Annotated in this window: 13 protein-coding genes and 2 tRNA genes; all 15 read left to right on the forward strand. The window is 67.8% G+C overall.

The annotated features are described in order from the left end of the window. The first annotated feature begins 48 nt into the window (after positions 1 to 48). The 15 genes from asd (at position 49) to AC07VX_RS06375 (ending at position 15,663) form a co-directional block, all read left to right on the forward strand. Positions 49 to 1,161, forward strand: a complete 1,113-nt coding sequence (gene asd, locus AC07VX_RS06305; RefSeq protein WP_493163872.1) for an aspartate-semialdehyde dehydrogenase — start codon at positions 49 to 51, stop codon at positions 1,159 to 1,161. Between the two features lie 418 nt (positions 1,162 to 1,579). Beyond that, positions 1,580 to 4,090 carry a motility hub landmark protein FimV gene (locus AC07VX_RS06310; protein ID WP_493163873.1) on the forward strand — a complete coding sequence of 837 codons (2,511 nt, stop codon included), beginning with the start codon at positions 1,580 to 1,582 and terminating at the stop codon, positions 4,088 to 4,090. Positions 4,091 to 4,147: 57 nt separating this feature from the next. Continuing rightward, positions 4,148 to 4,930 carry a tRNA pseudouridine(38-40) synthase TruA gene (gene truA, locus AC07VX_RS06315; RefSeq protein ID WP_493163874.1) on the forward strand — a complete coding sequence of 261 codons (783 nt, stop codon included), beginning with the start codon at positions 4,148 to 4,150 and terminating at the stop codon, positions 4,928 to 4,930. Then, positions 4,927 to 5,556 (forward strand): phosphoribosylanthranilate isomerase, encoded by a 630-nt coding sequence (locus tag AC07VX_RS06320; protein ID WP_493163875.1) that lies wholly within the window; start codon positions 4,927 to 4,929, stop codon positions 5,554 to 5,556. Before truA ends, AC07VX_RS06320 begins: the two co-directional genes overlap by 4 nt. Positions 5,557 to 5,564: 8 nt before the next feature. Further along, positions 5,565 to 6,818: a tryptophan synthase subunit beta gene (trpB, locus tag AC07VX_RS06325; RefSeq protein ID WP_493163876.1), complete on the forward strand. Its 1,254-nt coding sequence runs from the start codon at positions 5,565 to 5,567 to the stop codon at positions 6,816 to 6,818. After that, positions 6,815 to 7,615 (forward strand): tryptophan synthase subunit alpha, encoded by an 801-nt coding sequence (gene trpA, locus AC07VX_RS06330; protein ID WP_493163877.1) that lies wholly within the window; start codon positions 6,815 to 6,817, stop codon positions 7,613 to 7,615. Before trpB ends, trpA begins: the two co-directional genes overlap by 4 nt. A 3-nt stretch (positions 7,616 to 7,618) precedes the next feature. Beyond that, positions 7,619 to 8,491 (forward strand): acetyl-CoA carboxylase, carboxyltransferase subunit beta, encoded by an 873-nt coding sequence (gene accD / locus AC07VX_RS06335; RefSeq protein ID WP_493163878.1) that lies wholly within the window; start codon positions 7,619 to 7,621, stop codon positions 8,489 to 8,491. A 60-nt stretch (positions 8,492 to 8,551) separates the two neighbouring features. Beyond that, the gene (folC, locus tag AC07VX_RS06340) at positions 8,552 to 9,862 is read left to right on the forward strand and encodes a bifunctional tetrahydrofolate synthase/dihydrofolate synthase (protein WP_493163879.1); all 1,311 of its coding nucleotides are present in this window, start codon (positions 8,552 to 8,554) and stop codon (positions 9,860 to 9,862) included. Between the two features lie 17 nt (positions 9,863 to 9,879). Further along, the gene (locus AC07VX_RS06345; RefSeq protein ID WP_493163880.1) at positions 9,880 to 10,665 is read left to right on the forward strand and encodes an SPOR domain-containing protein; all 786 of its coding nucleotides are present in this window, start codon (positions 9,880 to 9,882) and stop codon (positions 10,663 to 10,665) included. A gap of 10 nt (positions 10,666 to 10,675) precedes the next feature. Next, positions 10,676 to 11,218: a CvpA family protein gene (locus AC07VX_RS06350; protein ID WP_493163881.1), complete on the forward strand. Its 543-nt coding sequence runs from the start codon at positions 10,676 to 10,678 to the stop codon at positions 11,216 to 11,218. 11 nt (positions 11,219 to 11,229) lie between these two features. Further along, complete coding sequence (gene purF, locus AC07VX_RS06355; protein WP_493163882.1) at positions 11,230 to 12,741, forward strand: amidophosphoribosyltransferase; 1,512 nt, start codon at positions 11,230 to 11,232, stop codon at positions 12,739 to 12,741. Between the two features lie 4 nt (positions 12,742 to 12,745). Beyond that, positions 12,746 to 13,972, forward strand: a complete 1,227-nt coding sequence (locus AC07VX_RS06360) for an O-succinylhomoserine sulfhydrylase (protein ID WP_493163883.1) — start codon at positions 12,746 to 12,748, stop codon at positions 13,970 to 13,972. After that, positions 13,969 to 15,369 carry a glutamate--tRNA ligase gene (gltX, locus tag AC07VX_RS06365; protein WP_493163884.1) on the forward strand — a complete coding sequence of 467 codons (1,401 nt, stop codon included), beginning with the start codon at positions 13,969 to 13,971 and terminating at the stop codon, positions 15,367 to 15,369. Before AC07VX_RS06360 ends, gltX begins: the two co-directional genes overlap by 4 nt. A gap of 92 nt (positions 15,370 to 15,461) precedes the next feature. Beyond that, positions 15,462 to 15,537, forward strand: a tRNA-Ala gene (locus AC07VX_RS06370). A 50-nt stretch (positions 15,538 to 15,587) separates the two neighbouring features. Then, positions 15,588 to 15,663, forward strand: a tRNA-Glu gene (locus AC07VX_RS06375). Positions 15,664 to 15,818: the final 155 nt, after the last annotated feature.

The raw sequence follows: 15,818 nt of genomic DNA on the forward strand, positions 1-15,818 counted from the left end.
GAGCCGGGGCCCAAAGTGGAAGGGGTTTGGTGAAGTAAAGGAAAGATGATGACGACCTTGGTAGGCCTCGTAGGCTGGCGCGGCATGGTGGGCAGCGTGCTCATGGAGCGCATGACTTCTGAGCGCGATTTCGACCTGATCGAGCCGCTGTTCTTCTCGACCTCCAACGCCGGCGGCGCCGCCCCTGCCCAGGCCAAGAACGAGAAGTCGCTGCAGAACGCCTTCGACATCGAGCAGCTCAAGCGCTGCGACATCATCATCACTGCCCAGGGCGGCGACTACACAACCGAGGTCTATCCCAAGCTGCGCGCCGCGGGCTGGAACGGCCACTGGATCGATGCCGCCTCGACGCTGCGCATGGCCGACGACGCCGTCATCATCCTGGACCCCGTCAACCGCCCCGTCATCGACCAGGCGTTGAGCAACGGCGGCAAGAACTGGATCGGCGGCAACTGCACCGTCAGCTGCATGCTGATGGGCGTGGGTGCGCTGTACAAGGCCGGCCTCGTCGAGTGGATGTCCACGCAGACCTACCAGGCCGCTTCCGGCGGCGGCGCCCAGCACATGCGCGAACTGCTGACGCAGTACGGCACACTGAACGCTGCCGTCAAGCCGCTGCTGGACGACCCCAAGAGCGCCATCCTCGAGATCGACCGCCAGGTCATCGCCAAGCAGCGTTCGCTGTCGGCTGAAGAGACGGCCAACTTCGGCGTCCCGCTGGGCGGCTCGCTGATCCCCTGGATCGACAAGGACCTGGGCAACGGCATGTCCAAGGAAGAGTGGAAGGGCATGGCCGAGACCAACAAGATCCTCGGCTCGGGTGCCATCCCGGTCGACGGCTTCTGCGTTCGCGTCGGCGCCATGCGCTGCCACAGTCAAGCCCTGACCTTCAAGCTGAAGAAGGACGTGCCCCTGGCCGACATCGAGGCCATGATCGCCGCCGACAATGCCTGGGTGAAGGTCGTGCCCAACACGCGCGAGGCCACCATCCGTGACCTGACGCCCGTGGCCGTCACCGGCACGATGACCATCCCGGTCGGCCGCCTGCGCAAGCTGGCCATGGGTCCCGAGTATCTGGGTGCGTTCACCATCGGTGACCAGTTGCTGTGGGGCGCGGCCGAGCCGCTGCGCCGCATGCTGCGCATCCTGCTGGAGCGCTGAGGCTGGTCCGACACCCGACGAAGACCTGGCGGCCTGCAAGTCGCCAGGCATGAGTCGGGACCGAAGGCGGGCTCTGCAGTCTCTCCGGCGCCGGCTGCTCGCCATGCGTGAAACTTGGCGCATCGCGCGAGCCGCTTACAGACGCTTACCGCGCAAACTAGGGTTCACCCTGGCCTTGAAATGGGAACCAAGCGACACATCAGGTATCGCGTGAGCATTTCCGCGTATATGCTTGATGCCGTTGTGTTTTTGATTCGAAACTCGACGCAGGCCATACCGTGCAAACCAGCGTGCAGACCAGGTTCGCGCAGCGCGTGCTGAAGATCGAGACAGGCGGGGCCCTCAACAGCCCCGCCTTGTTGCTTTGGGGAATGCCTTGAAAGACCACATTCGCGACGCATTCGAGGGAGTTCGACCCATGGGCTTTGCTCGCCACCACCTCGCACTCGCCGCAGCCCTGTTAGTGGCCGGGAGCGGCGCGCAAGCGCTGGGCCTGGGCAGGCTCAGCGTGCAGTCGGCCCTGGGCGAAACCATGCGAGCCGAAATCGACGTCACCAGCCTGACGCCCGAAGAAGCCGCCACGCTCAAGGTGCGCGTCGCACCGCCCGAGTCCTACCGCAGCAGCGGCGTTGAATACAACCCGGTGCTGACCTCGGCCCAGGTCCAGGTCGTGCGCAACAACGGCCGCACGGTGCTGCGTGTCAGCAGCGACCGCTCGGTGCAGGAGCCCTTCGTCGACGTCATCCTGGAGCTGACATGGTCCAGCGGTCGTTTGGTGCGTGAATACACGCTGCTATTCGACCCGCCGGGCCTGCCCAAGCCGGCGCCTGTCGTCACCGCACCACCGGCCATCGCCGCTGCGCCCGCCGCGGCTGCCTCCAGCGAAGCCGTGCCTGCGCCGGCGCCCGCCGTCACGACGGCGCTCCCGCGCAACGGTTCTGCCTCCGCGCCGGCTCCCACCGCTGCGGCGCGGCCCCCGACACCAGCGGCCCCCGTGCGTCCGCCCGTCACCACGGGCTCCGAGTACGGCGTGCGGCCGGGTGACTCGCTGTCCAAGGTCGCTGCGCGCACGCAGGTCAGCGGCATCTCGCTGGACCAGATGCTGGTCGGTCTGTTCCGCAACAACCCCGACGCCTTCATCGACGGCAACATGAACCGGCTCAAGGCCGGCTCCGTGCTGCAGGTGCCCGGCAGCGAGGCGCTGGCCTCGGTGTCGCAAGGCGAGGCGCGTCAGATCATCCTGGCCCAGAGCGCCGACTTCTCCGCCTATCGCCAGCGTCTCGCTTCTGCCGCGCCGACGCTGCAGAGCACCGAGAGCGAGCGCCAGTCCAAGGGCCAGGTGCAGGCTGCCGTCGAAGACCGTAAGCCGGCTGCGGCGCTGACGCCCGACAAGCTGACCCTCAGCAAGGCCGGTGGTGCTGCCGCCAGCGCCACCGAGACCAAGCTGTCCAAGGAAACCGAGAAGAAGGATGCCGCTGCGCGAGTTGCGGAGCTGACGCGCAACGTCGAAGAGCTCAAGAAGCTCTCGACCGCAGCCAAGCCTGCGGCGCCGGGAGCCTCCGCAGCGCCCGTCGCGCCGGCGCCCGCGCTGCCGGCACCGGCGCCCGTGGTTGCTGCTGTCGAAGCCGCCTCGGCGGCGGCGTCCGCGCCGGCCCCTGTCGTGGCTGCCGCCAGCGCCGCGGCCTCGAAGCCGGCCGTGCGCGCCAGTGCGCCGCTGGCACCGCCGCCCGCTGCCGAACCGCCAGGTTTCATCGAGCAACTGCTGGACAGCCCCATCGTTCTGCCGCTGGCCGGCGTCCTGGTCGCCGTGCTGGGCGGTCTGGGCCTCTACCGTCTGCGCTCGCGCCGCCCGGCCAATGCGGCCGAGACGGGCTTCCACGAGAGCCGCCTGCAGCCCGACTCCTTCTTCGGCGGCACCGGTGGCCAGCGCGTGGACACCCGCGATGCGCAGAACAGCGGCCAGTCGTCGATGAGCTATTCGCTCAGCCAGCTCGACGCCATTGGCGACGTGGACCCGGTTGCCGAGGCCGACGTCTACCTGGCCTATGGCCGCGACCTGCAGGCCGAGGAAATCCTGAAGGAAGCCCTGCGCGCCAACCCGACGCGACTGGCCATCCGCCTGAAGCTGCTGGAGGTCTACGCCAAGCGCCGCGACACCAAGGGCTTCGAGCAACTGGCCGTGCAGCTCTACGCCGAAACCAAGGGCTCGGGTGAAGACTGGGCCAAGGCCCAGGAACTGGGCCGCGGCATCGACCCGGACAACCCGCTCTACCAGCCCGGCGGCGCACCGGCCCACGTCGAGGACGGCCCCGAGCTGCGCCCCGAGCCGATGAACGCCAGCACGCTGCCGCAGACGGCCCTGCCACCCGGTGCCGCCGCTGCTGCAGCGGCTCATCTGGCAACCGATGCGCTGCGTGGCGGCCCGGATACCGGCCCGGTGAGCGGCTTCGACCTGGCCCTGGACCTCGATCTTGACGCCCCCGAGCCCGTGTCGCCGAACGCGATGGCCGCGACGCAGGCCATGCCGGCCTCGGTCGAGCAGGCGCCGATGACGATGGACTTCGACATTTCCAGCCGCGGCACGCGCACCGCGCCGCCCGCGCCGGATCTGAACTTCGATCTCAGCGGCATGGGTGACCTGCCGGTCATTGCCTCGCCGGCGGCGCCGGCATCGGCGTCCGCCGACCTGGACTTCGACCTCGGCAACTCCACCCTGCCGGGTGAGACCAACCCGGACCAGTTGTCCCAGGCACTCGACGCGCTCGGAGACGACGATGGCGACCCGCTGGTGCGCCAGCTCGAACTGGCCGACGAGTTCCGCCAGATCGGTGACACCGAGGGCGCCCGCGAAGTGCTGCAGGAGCTGATTCAGCGCGCCAGCGGCCCGCTGCGCGACAAGGCACAGGCGATGCTCAACGAACTCCGGTAATCACAACCGCGATACTTCGACGCCCGGCCTGGCCGGGCGTTTTTACTTGTCCATCCGATGAGAGTTGCACTTGGCGTGAGCTACCGCGGCGGCGGCTACAACGGCTGGCAGAGCCAGCCGAACGGGCGCACCGTGCAGGACGCGCTCGAAAAAGGTCTGTCCGCCTTCGCGGCCCGGCCCATCCGCACGATCTGCGCCGGCCGCACGGACACGGGCGTGCATGGCATCAACCAGGTCATCCACTTCGACACCGAGGTCGAGCGCGAGCCGTTCTCCTGGGTGCGCGGCAGCAACCGCTACCTGCCGCCCGACATCGCCATCCAGTGGTGCCGTTTTCCGGGGGATGGCTTCCATGCGCGCAACTCGGCGAGGGGGCGGCGCTACGCCTACCTGCTGCTGGAGTCGGCCGTGCGGCCGGCCATCGAGTCGGGGCAGTGCGGCTGGATCTTTCGCCCGCTGGACCAGGGAGCGCTCGAAGCCGCCGCCGAGCGCCTGATCGGCGAGCACGACTTCTCGTCCTTCCGTTCCTCCGAATGCCAAGCCGCATCGCCCATCAAGACGCTGCGAGAGATTACCGTGCAGCGCCGCGGCGCCTATTGGCGCTTCGAGTTCGAAGCCAGTGCCTTCCTGCATCACATGGTGCGCAACCTGATGGGCTGCCTCCTGGCCGTCGGCAGCGGCACACGCTCGCCCGACTGGGTCAGCGAGGTGCTGGCTGCGCGCGACCGCAAGGCGGCGGCGCCGACCTTCTCCCCTGACGGCCTCTACTTCCTCGGTCCGACCTACGATGCCGAGCTGGACATCCCGCGGCATGTCGCCGCCCTCGACTGGCTCCCATGACTCGAATCAAGATCTGCGGCCTGACGCGCGAAGCCGACGTCGAAGCCGCCGTCGCTGCCGGCGCTGACGCCATCGGCTTCGTCTTCTACGCCAAGAGCCCGCGCGCCGTGACGCCGGAGCGGGCGAGGGCGCTGGCGCGGCTGCTGCCGCCCTTCGTGACCCCGGTGGGCCTGTTCGTCAACGCGACCGATGCAGAATTGAGGGCCGGCGTCGATGCGCTGCCCAACATGCTCGTGCAGTTCCACGGCGACGAGACGCCGGCCGACTGCGACCGCGTGCAGCGGCCCTATCTGCGCGCCGCGCGCATGGCGCCCGGGGTCGATTTGCTAGACTTCGCGACACGTTTTTCCCATGCCCAGGCCATCCTGCTCGACGCCCATGTCGACGGCTATGGCGGCGGCGGCAAGGTCTTCGATTGGTCACTCGTTCCTCCAAGCGTCAGCTCTCGCCTCGTTTTGTCTGGTGGGTTGAGTGCTGCCAACGTAGCCGATGGCATCGCGCGGGTCCGGCCCTGGGCCGTTGATGTGAGTTCCGGCGTCGAGGTGTCCAAGGGCATCAAGAGCGCCGACCTGATCCATGAGTTCTGCCGGGCGGTGCGCCGCGCCGATGCAGAACCGACCCGATAGGAAAGACCATGTTTGCTTATGACCAGCCCGATGCCACCGGGCATTTCCGCCATGCCGGCACGCCGACCTACGGCGGCAGCTTCGTTTCCGAGACCCTCGTCCACGCGCTGGACCAGCTTAAGGATGCGTACGAGCACTACCGCAACGACCCGGAGTTCATCGCCGAGTTCAAGAAGGAACTCAAGCACTTCGTCGGCCGCCCGAGCCCGATTTACCACGCCGAGCGCCTGAGCCGGGAACTGGGCGGTGCGCAGATCTACCTCAAGCGCGAGGACCTCAACCACACCGGCGCGCACAAGATCAACAACGTCATCGGCCAGGCGCTCTTGGCCAAGCGCATGGGCAAGCCGCGCGTCATCGCCGAGACCGGTGCCGGCCAGCACGGCGTGGCCACGGCCACCATCTGCGCCCGCTACGGCCTGGAGTGCGTGGTCTACATGGGTAGCGAGGACGTCAAGCGCCAGTCCCCGAACGTCTACCGCATGAAGCTGCTCGGTGCGACCGTCGTGCCGGTGGAGAGCGGCAGCAAGACGCTGAAGGACGCGCTCAACGAGGCCATGCGCGACTGGGTCACCAACGTCGAGAACACCTTCTACATCATCGGCACCGTGGCCGGTCCGCACCCCTATCCGATGATGGTGCGGGACTTCCAGCGCATCATCGGCCTGGAGTGCCTGGAGCAGATGCCCGAGATGACCGGCCGCCAGCCGGACGCCGTCATCGCCTGCGTGGGCGGCGGCAGCAACGCCATCGGCATCTTCCACCCGTACATCCCGCTCGAAAACGTGCGGCTGATCGGCGTGGAGGCCGAAGGGCAGGGCATGGCCAGCGGCAAGCATGCCGCCACACTGTCCGCCGGCAGCCCCGGCGTGCTGCACGGCAACCGCACCTACCTGCTGCAGGACGAAGACGGCCAGATCATCGAGACGCATTCCATTTCGGCTGGCCTGGACTACCCTGGCGTCGGCCCCGAGCACGCTCACCTGAAGGACATCGGCCGCGCCGAGTACGTCGGTGTGACCGATGCCGAGGCGCTGGCGGCCTTCCACCGCCTGTGCCGCACCGAGGGCATCATCCCGGCGCTCGAATCCAGCCACGCCGTCGCGCACGCCATCAAGCTCGCGCCGACCCTGGGGAAGGACAAGGTGCTGCTCGTGAACCTGTCCGGTCGGGGCGACAAGGACATCGGCACCGTCGCCGACCTGTCCGGCGCTGCCTACTTCGATCGGCCGTCGCAAGCCGGTGAAAAGGTGAAGCAATGAGCCGCATCGACACGACTTTCAAGCAGCTCAAGGCCAGTGGCCGCAAGGCGCTGATCCCCTTCGTCACTGCCGGTGACCCGCATCCCAGCGCCACCGTCGACCTGCTGCTGGCCATGGCCGAGGCCGGTGCTGACGTCATCGAGCTGGGCGTGCCGTTCTCCGACCCCATGGCCGACGGCCCCGTCATTCAGCGCGCCGGCGAGCGGGCGCTGAAGAACGGCATCGGTCTGCGCAAGGTGCTGGCCTATGTTCGCGAGTTCCGTGCCCGCAATGACAAGACGCCCCTGGTGCTGATGGGCTATGCCAACCCGGTCGAGCACTACGGCCTGGACGCCTTCGTGGCGGATGCCAAGGCCGCTGGTGTGGATGGTGTGCTGATCGTCGACTACCCGCCCGAGGAGTGCGGGGACTTCGCCGCCAAGCTGCGCGCCGCGGGCATGGACGCCATCTTCCTGCTCGCGCCCACGTCCACCGAGGCCCGCATGGCTCATGTCGGCCAGCTCGCCAGCGGCTACGTCTACTACGTGTCGCTGAAAGGCGTGACCGGCGCCGGCCACCTGAACACCGCTGCCGTGGCCGAGGCCGTCCCGCGCATTCGCCGGCATGTCAGCGTGCCGGTGGGTGTTGGTTTCGGCATCCGCGACGGCGCGACGGCGCGGGCCGTGGCCGACGTCTCCGACGCGGTCGTCATCGGTTCCAAGCTGGTCGAGCTGCTCGAATGCCAGCCGGCCGATAATGTCGCCTTGACTGGCGCGGCCTTCATCCGTGAAATCCGTGCCGCACTCGACAAGGACTGACACATGAGTTGGCTCGACAAACTGCTCCCGCCCAAGATCCAGCAAGGCGACCCGGCGGACCGCCGCACGGTGCCGGAAGGCCTGTGGATCAAGTGCCCGAGCTGCGAGACGGTGCTCTACAAGACCGACCTGGAGCAGAACATCAACGTCTGCCCCAAGTGCTCGCACCACCACCGCATCGGCGCGCGTGCGCGCCTGGACGCCTTCCTCGACGGCGAGGGCCGCTACGAGATCGGCCAAGAGGTGCTGCCGGTCGATGCACTGAAGTTCAAGGACAGCAAGAAGTACCCCGACCGCCTGAAGGAAGCGCTGGAGACCACCGGCGAGACCGACGCGCTGATCGTCATGGGCGGCGCCGTCATGAGCGTGCCCGTGGTGACGGCCTGTTTCGAGTTCGACTTCATGGGGGGCTCCATGGGTTCGGTCGTCGGCGAGCGCTTCGTGCGCGGCGTCGAGACGGCCATCGAGCAGAAGACGCCCTTCATCTGCTTCACCGCCACCGGCGGCGCGCGCATGCAGGAAGGTCTGCTGAGCCTGATGCAGATGGCCAAGACCAACGCGTCGCTGACGCGGCTGGCCAAGGCCAAGCTGCCCTACATCAGCGTGCTGACCGACCCGACCATGGGAGGTGTTTCCGCCAGCTTCGCCTTCGTTGGCGACATCGTGCTGGCCGAGCCCAAGGCGCTGATCGGCTTTGCCGGTCCGCGCGTTATCGAGAACACTGTGCGCGAGAAGCTGCCTGCCGGCTTCCAGCGCGCCGAGTTCCTGATGGAGAAGGGCGCCGTCGACATGATCGTGGACCGCCGCCAGCTGCGCGAGACCATCGCACGCCAGCTGGCCATGCTGCAGCGCCAGAGCGCCGACGCGGTGGCCTGAACCTCGTCGCGACAGTTCCAAGCCAGGCCCCGAGCCTGGCTTTTGTTTTTGATGACCGCCATGACGCTTGACGACTGGCTCGCCCACTGCGAGCGCCTGCACCCCAAGACCATCGACATGACGCTGGACCGCGTGATGACGGTGAAGGAACGCCTGGGGCTGTCCTTCAATTGCCCCGCCGTCGTCGTCGCCGGTACCAACGGCAAGGGCTCTACCTGCGCCATGCTGGAGTCCATCGCGCTTCACGCCGGCTACCGGGTGGGCCTCTACATCAAGCCCCATCTCGTGCACTTCCAGGAGCGCTGCCGCGTCGGCGGCGCGCCGGTGGCGGCCGAGTCGCTGGAGACGCACTTCGAGGCTGTCGAGGCCGCCCGCGGCGACATCACGCTGACCTATTTCGAGTTCACGACGCTGGCCATCATGCGCCGCCTGCAGCACGAGCCGCTGGACCTCGTCATCCTCGAAGTGGGCCTGGGCGGGCGGCTGGATGCCGTCAACGTCGTCGACGCCGACTGCGCCGTCATCACCAGCATCGACCTGGACCACACCGAGTTCCTCGGCCCTGACCGCGAGAGCGTTGGCCGCGAGAAGGCCGGCATCATGCGCGCCGGCCGGCCCGTCGTCGTCAGCGATCCGGTGCCGCCGGCCTCGCTGGCGGCACGCGCGCAGGAACTCGGCGCCGACCTGCGCCAGCTCGGCCGCGACTTCACCTTCAGCGGCGACCGCACACAGTGGCAATGGGCCGGCCGCGCCAAGCGCTTCTCCGGCATGGCCTACCCGGCGCTGCGCGGCGTGAACCAGCTGCTGAACGCGTCCGGCGTGCTGGCCGCGTTTGAGGCTCTGGCCGACCGACTGCCCATCAGCGCCCAGGCCGTTCGCACGGGCCTGGCCCTGGTCGAGCTGCCGGGCCGCTTCCAGGTGCTTGCCGGCCAGCCGGCCGTGGTGCTGGATGTCGCCCACAACCCGCACGCCGTCGCGGCCCTGGCCCAGAACCTCGACCAGATGGGCTTCTTTCCGCGCACGCATGCCGTCTTCGGCGCCATGGCCGACAAGGATCTCGCCGGCATCCTCGGGCGCATTGCGCCGCTGGTGGACCACTGGCACTTCACCGACCTGCCCATCCCCCGCGCCGCCACGGCCGGGCAGTTGCAGGCGGCCTTCCTGGCCGCCGGCCTGAAGACGCCGCCCGGCGTGACGACGGCGACTCACGCCAGCCCCCTGGATGCCCTGCAGGCTGCGGCGGCCGAGGCGACACCGGCCGATAGAATCCTGGTCTTCGGTTCCTTCTACACCGTGGGCGGGGTGCTTCAGGCCGGCCTGCCTCGCGTGACCGCCGGCCGCCCGGCCGAACAGCCTCCCACCCTTCACTGACGCCAGCGACACCGCCGATGGGCCTGTTTTCCTTTCTCAAGCGCGATGACGCCGCCGCCGCGGCAGCGCCCAAGAAGCCGGCCAGGTCCGGCGCCAAGGCTTCCGCGGCCGACGACGTGCAGGTGCTGCGCGTGCGTGCCCGGCGTCGCCTCATCGGTGCCGCCGTGCTGGTTGCGGCCGGCGTCGTCGGCTTCCCGCTGATCTTCGAGACCCAGCCGCGGCCCATCCCGGTGGATCTGCCCATCGACATCCCCCGCAAGGACGCTGCGCCGCCGCTGACGGTGCCGACGCGGGAGCCGCTGAGCCAGGCCGAGCCGGCGCCGCAGCCCACCCCCCAGGCGGCGCCCGCCGCGAGCGCGGAGCCGCCGGCCGCGCCCAAACTGGCCGCCGACACGCCTGTCGCCCGCCCCGCCGACAAGACAGCGGACAAGCCGGTCGAGAAGCCGCCGGCCAAGCTGTCTGAAAAGCCCGCCGACAAGGCCGCGGAGAAGCCCGCCGACAAGCCCAAGGCTGGCAACGACGGTGCCCGGGCACAGGCCCTGCTCGAAGGCAAGGAGCCCACGCCCGCGGCGGCGGCACGTTACATCGTGCAGGTGGGGGCCTATGGCGAGAACAAGGCCGCGCAGGACATGCGTGCCAAGGTCGAGAAGCTGGGGCTCAAGACCTACGCCCAGGCTGTCGACACGGCCGATGGCCGCCGCGTGCGCGTGCGCCTGGGGCCGTTCGCCAGCCGCGACGAAGCCGAACGCGCTGCGGCCAAGCTCAAGGGCGCGGGCCTGCCCGGCTCCATCCTGACGCTCTGAGGCCGACGTCGTGGACATCGCGTTGAGCTGGGTCGATCTTGCGCTGGCGGCTCTGCTGCTGATCTCGATCGGCATCGGCCTGTGGCGCGGCCTCGTCTTCGAAGTGATGTCTCTGGCCGGCTGGGTGGTCGCCTATTTCGCGGCCTCGCCGCTGGCGCCGGTCGTCGAGAGCCTGTTGCCCGAGTCCACCACCAGCAGGCTCGGCCCCGCGGTGCTGCATGTCGTCACGCTGGCCATCGCCTTCTTCTTCGTGCTCATCGTCTGGAGCCTGGCGTCGCGGCTGGTCAAGACTCTGATCCACGCCACGCCGCTGTCCATCGTGGACCGCCTGGGCGGCGCCGGTTTCGGCGCGCTGCGCGGCGTCTTCATCGCGCTGCTGCTGGTGCTCGTCATCGGCGCCTCGCCGCTGGCCGAGTCGTCCACCTGGCAGGCCTCGCGTGCCGCGCCGGTGCTGGCCGGCTTGCTGCACGAGCTGGAGCCGCTGCTCCCCGAACCCGTTGCCCGTTTTGTTTCCCGCTCGATGACCCCATCTGGGGCGATATCGACAGACTAAGGACCCTCGCCATGTGCGGCATCGTCGGCACCCTCGCTGCCTCCCCCGTCAACCAGCTCCTCTACGACGCGCTGCTGCTGCTGCAGCACCGCGGGCAGGATGCTGCCGGCATCGTCACGATGCAGGGCCAGAAGTGCTTCATGCACAAGGCGCGCGGCATGGTGCGCGACGTCTTCCGCACCCGCAACATGCGGGCCCTGCCGGGCAACATCGGCCTGGGACAGGTGCGCTACCCGACGGCCGGCAATGCCTACAGCGAGGAAGAGGCCCAGCCCTTCTACGTGAACGCACCCTTCGGCATCGTGCTGGTGCACAACGGCAACCTGACGAACGCGCTGTCGCTGAAGGACGAGCTGTTCGACATCGACCGTCGCCACATCAACACCGAGAGCGACACCGAGGTGCTGATCAACGTGCTGGCCCACGAGCTGGAGCTAGCTGCGCGTGACCTGCCGCTGACGCCCAAGGAGATCTTTGCCGCCGTGCGTGCGGTGCAGAAGCGCATCAAGGGCAGCTATGCCGTCATCGCGCTGATTGCCGGTCAGGGCCTGCTGGCCTTCCGCGATCCCTTCGGCATCCGCCCGCTGTGCTTCGGCCGCGCGGGCAACGGCGACTTCATGGTGGCCAGCGAAAGCGTGGCGCTCGAAGGCACGGGCCACCAGCTGGAGCGCGACGTGGCGCCCGGCGAGGCCTTGTTTGTCGACATGACCGGCAAGCTGCACACAGAGCAGTGCAACGATGCGCCGACGCTGAACCCCTGCATGTTCGAGTTCGTCTACCTGGCGCGCCCGGACTCGGTGATGGACGGCATCTCCGTCTACCAGGCCCGCCTGAACATGGGCGAGACCCTGGCCCAGCGCGTCATCTCGACGATGCCGCCCAACGAGATCGACGTCGTCATCCCCATCCCGGAGAGCAGCCGCCCCTCGGCAATGCAGCTGGCCCACCGCATTGGCAAGCCCTACCGCGAGGGCTTCGTAAAGAACCGCTACGTGGGCCGCACCTTCATCATGCCTGGGCAGGGCGCGCGCAAGAAAAGCGTGCGCCAGAAGCTCAACGCCATCGGCGTGGAGTTCAAGGACCGCAACGTGCTGCTGGTGGACGACTCCATCGTGCGTGGGACCACCTCCAAGGAGATCGTGCAGATGGCCCGCGAGGCCGGCGCGCGCAAGGTCTACCTCGCGTCCGCCGCGCCGCCGGTGCGCTATCCCAACGTCTACGGCATCGACATGCCGACCAAGGAAGAGCTCATCGCCCACGGCCGCAGCGTCGAGGAGATCCGCAAGTACATCGGCGCCGACGCACTGATCTACCAGGACGTGGACGCGATGAAGCGCGTCGTCGCCGCGCTGCGGCCCGGCCTGGCGGGCTTCGAGGCGAGCTGCTTCGATGGCCATTACGTGACCGGTGACGTGAGCCTGGCCGACTTCGAGGCCATGCGCGAGCAGCGCACCTCGCAGGGCGATGAGGAGGACGCTGCGGCGCGCAGCCGTCTGGCGCTCCAAGGCGGCAGCGAGGGTTGAGCGCATGAGTGACGACACCCACCGCCCGCTGCCCGAGGGCCTGCGCCCGGAGACGCTGGCCGTGCGCACCGCACTGCCAGCCAGCCAGCACGGCGAGAACTCCGAGGCCCTGTTTCTGACGACGGCCTACGTCCAACCCGACGCCGAGACCTCCGCGCGCAAGTTCTCCGCTTCCGAGGATTTCACCTACTCGCGCACCAGCAACCCCACCGTGCGCAGCCTGGAGGCTCGCCTGGCGGCGCTGGAAGGCACTGAGGCGGCAATAGCCACCTCCACGGGCATGAGCGCCATCCTGCTGCTGGCCATGGGCACGCTGAAGGCGGGCGACCATGTCGTCTGCTCGCGCTCGGTGTTCGGCTCGACGATCAATCTCTTCGCGAAGGAGTTCGGCAAGTTCGGTGTGGAGACGAGCTTCGTCTCCCAGACCGATCTGGCCGAGTGGCAGGCCGCCGTGCGGCCGACCACCAGGCTCTTCTTCGCCGAGACGCCCACCAATCCGCTGACCGAGGTCTGCGACATCCGCGCGCTGGCCGACATGGCTCATGCGGCCGGCGCCATCCTCGCCGTCGACAACACCTACTCGACGCCGGCCCTGCAGCGCCCGACCGAGATGGGGGCCGACATCGTCATGCACTCGGCCACCAAGTACATGGACGGCCAGGGCCGCGTGATGGCCGGCGCACTGTGCGGACCCAACAAGTGGATCCGCGACGTCTTCGGCCCCATCCTGCGAACGGTGGGCATGACGCTGGCACCCTTCAACGCCTGGGTCGTGCTCAAGGGGCTGGAGACGCTGAGCCTGCGCATGAAGGCGCAGAGCGAGCAGACCCTGACCGTGGCCCGCTGGCTGGAAGCGCGGCCCGAGGTGGCGCGCGTCTACTACCCGTCGCTGTCCTCGCATCCTCAGCACGAACTGGCCATGCGCCAGCAGTCGGGGCAGGGCGGGGCGGTGTTGTCCTTCGAGCTGAGGGCGGACTCGCCCGAGGCTGCTCGGGCCGCCGCCTTCCATGTCATCGACAACACGCGCGTCCTGTCCATCGCCACCAACCTTGGCGACACCAAGACCATCATCACCCACCCCGCCACCACCTCGCACGGACGCCTTACCGAAGCGCAGCGCCAGGCCGCGGGAATCGGTCAGGGCCTGATCCGCCTGGCCGTCGGCCTCGAACACGTCGACGACATCTGCGACGACCTGGCCCGTGGTCTTACCACCCTGAACAAGCCATGAGTTCCTTCGACAAGATCCGCACGCGCATCGCGCCGTCGCCCACCGGCTTCCTGCACCTGGGCACGGCCCGCACGGCCCTCTACTCCTGGGCTTATGCCCGCCACCATGGCGGCGAGTTCGTGCTGCGCATCGAGGACACCGATGTTGCACGCTCCTCGCAGGACTCGGTCGACCAGATCATCGAGGCCATGAACTGGCTGGGACTCAGCTACGACGAGGGGCCGGTCTATCAGATGCAGCGGCTGGATCGTTACCAGGCCGTCATCGATCAACTGATTGCCGAAGGCAAGGCCTACCGGTGCTACGCGACGCCCGAGGATCTGGAGGCGATGCGCGAGGCGCAGCGCGCGCGGGGCGAGAAGACGCTGTACGACCGCCGCTGGCGCCCCGAGCCCGGCAAGACGCTGCCGACGCCACCCGAAGGCGTGAAGCCGGTCATCCGCTTCGTCAACCCCGTCGAAGGCGACGTGACCTGGGACGACCTCGTGAAAGGCCCGATCACGATCAACAACCGCGAGATCGACGACCTCATCATTGCCCGCCAGGACGGTGTTCCGACCTACAACTTCGCTGTCGTTGTCGACGACTGGGACATGCGCATCAGCCACGTCTTCCGCGGCGACGAGCATGTCAACAACACGCCCTGGCAGATCAACATCTTCAACGCGCTGGGAGCGCCGCTGCCGCAGTTCGGCCATCTGCCCATCATCCTGGGTGACGACGGGTTGAAGCTCTCCAAGCGTCGCGGTGCCGTCAGCGTGATGGACTACGCCGCCAATGGCTACCTGCCCGAGGGGATGCTGAACTACCTGGCCCGCCTGGGCTGGAGCCATGGCGACGACGAGTTGTTCTCGGCCGAGCAGATGGTGGCCTGGTTCGATGGCAGCCATCTGTCCAAGAGCCCCGCGCAATGGGACCCCGCCAAGCTGGATTGGGTCAACGGGCACTACGTGAAGCAGATCGACGAGGCGAGACTGGCGGAACTGGTGGTCGGACAACTCGGCAGCAAAGGCATTGCCGTAACGGTGGCACAGGTCCAGCCCAAGGTCGGCCTGTTCAAGGACCGTTGCGCCACCGTTGCCTTGCTGGCCGACTGGCTGAGCATGTATTTCGCCCCGGTCGCTCCTACGGCCGAAGACTTGGCCGCCCATGTCTCTGACGCCGTCCGTCCGGCACTGGCTGCCCTGGCGGAGCGCCTTGGCGCACTGGCAGACTGGAACAAGACGACCATCCAGCAGGCGTTGAAGGAAACGCTGACGACCGCCGGTCTCAAGATGCCGCAATTGGCCGTTCCAGTGCGTGTCCTGGTCTGCGGGCGCCCGCAGACACCGAGCCTGGATGCAGTGCTCGAGCACTTCGACCAGAAAAAAGTTCTCGAGCGCTTGCAAACGGTCTGAATTTCGTCATATACTCTTGGTCTCGCTTGAACGGCGCTGCAAACGAAGCGATTGGCGAAGAAGCTGGCGACGGCTGAATCAAAAATCAAAACGGGGGTATAGCTCAGCTGGGAGAGCGCTTGCATGGCATGCAAGAGGTCAGCGGTTCGATCCCGCTTACCTCCACCAAATTCCTGAAAAGGGTTTGAGTGGCGCGCAGTTCAAGCCGCGAAGGATTCGTCCCCTTCGTCTAGAGGCCTAGGACACCACCCTTTCACGGTGATTACAGGGGTTCGAATCCCCTAGGGGACGCCAAATTTCGTCGCAAGACGGAGTTTGACAATCCCGTCGCAAGACGGGCGAGTCTGATGAGCTTGGATATTGTCGAAAGGCGGTATCGAATTCATCCCACGCGGAGTGGTAGTTCAGTTGGTTAGAATACCGGCCTGTCACGCCGGGGGTCGCGGGTT

It is taken from the genome of Roseateles sp. GW821-FHT03B02, from assembly GCF_059421025.1.

What these genes read in the sequence shown, in the direction of transcription:
- asd (WP_493163872.1), top strand. Translation starts at nt 49, where the DNA reads ATGACGACCTTGGTAGGCCTCGTAGGCTGGCGCGGCATGGTGGGCAGC.
- AC07VX_RS06310 (WP_493163873.1), top strand. Translation starts at nt 1,580, where the DNA reads ATGGGCTTTGCTCGCCACCACCTCGCACTCGCCGCAGCCCTGTTAGTG.
- truA (WP_493163874.1), top strand. Translation starts at nt 4,148, where the DNA reads ATGAGAGTTGCACTTGGCGTGAGCTACCGCGGCGGCGGCTACAACGGC.
- AC07VX_RS06320 (WP_493163875.1), top strand. Translation starts at nt 4,927, where the DNA reads ATGACTCGAATCAAGATCTGCGGCCTGACGCGCGAAGCCGACGTCGAA.
- trpB (WP_493163876.1), top strand. Translation starts at nt 5,565, where the DNA reads ATGTTTGCTTATGACCAGCCCGATGCCACCGGGCATTTCCGCCATGCC.
- trpA (WP_493163877.1), top strand. Translation starts at nt 6,815, where the DNA reads ATGAGCCGCATCGACACGACTTTCAAGCAGCTCAAGGCCAGTGGCCGC.
- accD (WP_493163878.1), top strand. Translation starts at nt 7,619, where the DNA reads ATGAGTTGGCTCGACAAACTGCTCCCGCCCAAGATCCAGCAAGGCGAC.
- folC (WP_493163879.1), top strand. Translation starts at nt 8,552, where the DNA reads ATGACGCTTGACGACTGGCTCGCCCACTGCGAGCGCCTGCACCCCAAG.
- AC07VX_RS06345 (WP_493163880.1), top strand. Translation starts at nt 9,880, where the DNA reads ATGGGCCTGTTTTCCTTTCTCAAGCGCGATGACGCCGCCGCCGCGGCA.
- purF (WP_493163882.1), top strand. Translation starts at nt 11,230, where the DNA reads ATGTGCGGCATCGTCGGCACCCTCGCTGCCTCCCCCGTCAACCAGCTC.
- AC07VX_RS06360 (WP_493163883.1), top strand. Translation starts at nt 12,746, where the DNA reads ATGAGTGACGACACCCACCGCCCGCTGCCCGAGGGCCTGCGCCCGGAG.
- gltX (WP_493163884.1), top strand. Translation starts at nt 13,969, where the DNA reads ATGAGTTCCTTCGACAAGATCCGCACGCGCATCGCGCCGTCGCCCACC.